Genomic DNA, 3,093 nt, shown 5'->3' with positions numbered 1-3,093 from the left:
AAGTCCACATCGAGGTCGACGAGGGCGTCTATTTCAACCTCTTCAGCCCACTCTGGAGAGTGGATCCCAAGGGCAATTTCATCCCCGATCTTGCCGCCGAAATACCCAGCGTCGAGAACGGAGGAATATCGCCGGACGGACTCAACTGGCGACTCAAGCTGAAGGACAACGTCAAATGGCATGACGGGACACCGTTCACGGCGGACGACGTCAAATTTAATCTGGACCTGATTAATGACCCGAAATTCGCGGCCGGGCGCCGCGCCGGCCACGAGCTTGTGAAGGACATCAAAGTTGAGAGTCCCACCGAGATCACCTGGCGCCTTGAGCGCGCCTATGCGCCCTATCCCTCAATCCTGTCCTGGACGTTCCTGGTGCCCAAGCACCTCCTTGAAAAAGCCGTGGACCCCAACACCACGCCGGAATTCCTAGCCAAGCCGATCGGGACGGGCGCCTTCAAATGGGTGGAGCGGGTGCCGGGCGATCACATCACGCTTGCCGCCTATGACGGATATCACGGCGAAGGGCCGCATCTCGAGCGGCTCGTTTTCAAATACATTCCGGACCTCACCGTCCTCTACACGCAATTCCAGACGGGCGAGGTCGACTATACCGGCATCCAAGGCATCACGCCCGATCACTATGCCGAGGCAAAGACGCTCGCTGACCGGGTCGTCACGCCGGTGCCACAGCCCTTTATCGAAAATATCGCGGTGAATACGGGCCTGCCAGTATTTCAGGACCGCGCGGTGCGCGAGGCGCTCTATCTCGCGATCGACAAGAAGAGCATCATGGACCAGATCTACTATGGCCTGCCGAGCCCTGCTGAATCGTTTCTGCCGCCGCAGTCTTGGGCCTTCAATCCCAATCTCCCGAAACATGAATACGATCCTGCCAAGGCAAAGAAGATCCTGGACGAGGCCGGCTGGATGGCGGGCTCCGACGGGGTGCGGGCGAAGAACGGCGTGCGCCTTGAATTCATCAATTCGACCACGGCCGGCAACCATGTGCGCGAGCAGGCACAGCAACTGCTTCAGCAGACCTGGGCTGAGATTGGAGCCAAGATGAAGATCAACAATCTTCCCCCCGCCGTCATGTGGGGCGATTATTGGATGATGTCGAAATTCGAGAGCGCCATGGTCGGCATCGATTTCATGATCGGTCCGGACCCAGACGCGACGGACTTCTTCTCGAGCCGGTCCATCAAGGCGAAGGGCGGCGGCGGGCAGAACACGACCCAATATTCCAACCCTGAGGTCGATGCGTTGCTCGTCGAAGGCGCCAGTACTTTCGACCAGGAGAAGCGCAAGGCGGCTTATCAAAAGATGCAGGAGATTACACGACGCGACCTGCCGTTCATGCCAATCTTCCAATACGCCATGGTTCAAGGCGTCAAGGGCAAGCTGGAGGGCTTCGCACCCAACGTGAACGTCCAGGAGAATTGCTGGAACGCCAGCACCTGGTACTGGGCGAGCTGAGATCGCAAGCTGGGCCGGCGCTGCCGCGGCCGTTTGTGACGCCGGCCCAACATCAGTGAGGTAGGATGCATGGGCAGCTATCTCGTCGGGCGGATTTTGCAAAGCCTGTTGCTGCTTTGCTTCGTCTCGTTGATCGGCTTTGCGGTCCTGCATCTTGCGCCCGGCGGACCGCTCGCGCAATTCGCGCTGGTGCCCGGCATGTCGCAGGCCGATATCGCGCGGATCGCGGCGCTGATGGGTCTCGATCGGCCCCTGCCCATTCAGTACTGGGAATGGTTCAGCCGGCTCCTGACGGGAGACTGGGGCCATTCCTATCGCGACAGCCAGGCCGTCCTTTCGATCATCGGCTCCCACTTCCCCGCGACTCTCGAATTGATGCTCGCCGCCGTGTTGATCGCGGTGATCGTGGGCGTCTGGATCGGCGTGATGGGCGCCGTGCGGCGCTACTCGATTTTCGACTCGCTCGCGACTGCCGGCGCCATGATCGCCTTGTCGATCCCGACCTTCTGGTTCGGGCTCGTCGTGATCTATCTTTTTTCGGTGAAGCTCGCCTGGCTCCCGGCGGGCAGTCGCTTCACGATCGGCGACGGCTCTTTCCTCGATTACCTGCACCACCTGATCGGACCGGCTCTGGTCCTCGCTCTCGTCGAGATGGCCGTCTGGAGCCGCTATATGCGCGCCTCGGTGCTCGACGAAATCGGGCAGGATTATGTGCGGACGGCGCGCGCCAAGGGCCTGCCGCGCCTGGTGGTCCTGTTCCGCCACACGCTTCGCAACGCGCTCCTGCCGATGATCACACTCGCCGGTCTCGAGTTGCCGACCTTGCTGGGTGGCGCCCTGGTGACGGAGACGGTCTTCACCTGGCCCGGCATGGGGCGCCTTTTTCTCGATTCACTGAGCTACCGCGACTATCCGGTGGTCATGGGTCTGCTGATGTTCTCCGCTCTCTTGGTGCTCCTCGGCAATCTCCTCGCCGATATCTGCTGCGCTCTCGCCGACCCGCGGATCAGGCTGACATGAGCCGGGTGACCGCATGAGCGAAGCAGCCCTCATCGGCGAAGCTGCCGCGGCCGGTGGTGGCGCGGCTCGGCCGCGGCGCAGCCGCGCCGTCATGCGGTTCCGGCGGCATTGCCTGGCGATGTTCGGGCTTGCGGCCATCGCCCTCTTGGTCGTCGCCGTCATCGTCGGTCCCTCGCTGATTCCATTCGACGAATTGCACATCGACATCCGTCATCGATTCGCCCCGCCGCTCCTCGACGGGCATGTGTTCGGCACCGACCAGCTAGGACGCGATCTTCTGGTGCGCATCCTGAGCGGCGGTCGCATCTCGCTCGCGATCGGCTTCGCCGCAATGGTCATCAGCATGATCTTCGGCACCACGATCGGCCTTGCCGCCGGCTATTATGGCGGCGCCGTGAACGCCATGCTGATGCGCTTTGTGGACGCCGTGCTCTGTTTTCCGCCGGTCTTTCTGCTCCTGGTGCTCGCCGCCTTCATTACGCCGAGCATCGCCATGATCACCTTGGTCATCGCAGCGACCAGCTGGATGGAGGTTGCGCGCGTCGTGCAGAGCCAAATCAAGGCGCTGCGAGAACGCGACTTCACGCTCGCGGCC

General features: G+C 61.8%; 3 protein-coding genes. All 3 read left to right on the top strand.

Features of this window, described 5'->3' with window-relative positions:
- Positions 1-1,478, top strand: a 1,478-nt coding sequence (locus JOY90_RS12255; RefSeq protein WP_291691398.1) for a peptide ABC transporter substrate-binding protein, incomplete at its 5' end; no start/stop codon positions are given.
- A 69-nt stretch (positions 1,479-1,547) separates the two neighbouring features.
- Positions 1,548-2,498, top strand: a complete 951-nt coding sequence (locus JOY90_RS12250; RefSeq protein WP_291691397.1) for an ABC transporter permease — start codon at positions 1,548-1,550, stop codon at positions 2,496-2,498.
- A 13-nt stretch (positions 2,499-2,511) separates the two neighbouring features.
- Positions 2,512-3,093: ABC transporter permease (locus JOY90_RS12245; RefSeq protein WP_291691396.1), on the top strand; the 582-nt coding region annotated here is incomplete at its 3' end.

This window comes from Bradyrhizobium sp. (assembly GCF_019242285.1).
Lineage (GTDB): Bacteria > Pseudomonadota > Alphaproteobacteria > Rhizobiales > Xanthobacteraceae > Bradyrhizobium.
This window is presented reverse-complemented; position numbering and strand designations above follow the sequence as displayed.

Excerpts from the sequence above, each read along its gene's own strand:
- JOY90_RS12250 (WP_291691397.1), top strand. The coding sequence starts at position 1,548 with ATGGGCAGCTATCTCGTCGGGCGGATTTTGCAAAGCCTGTTGCTGCTT.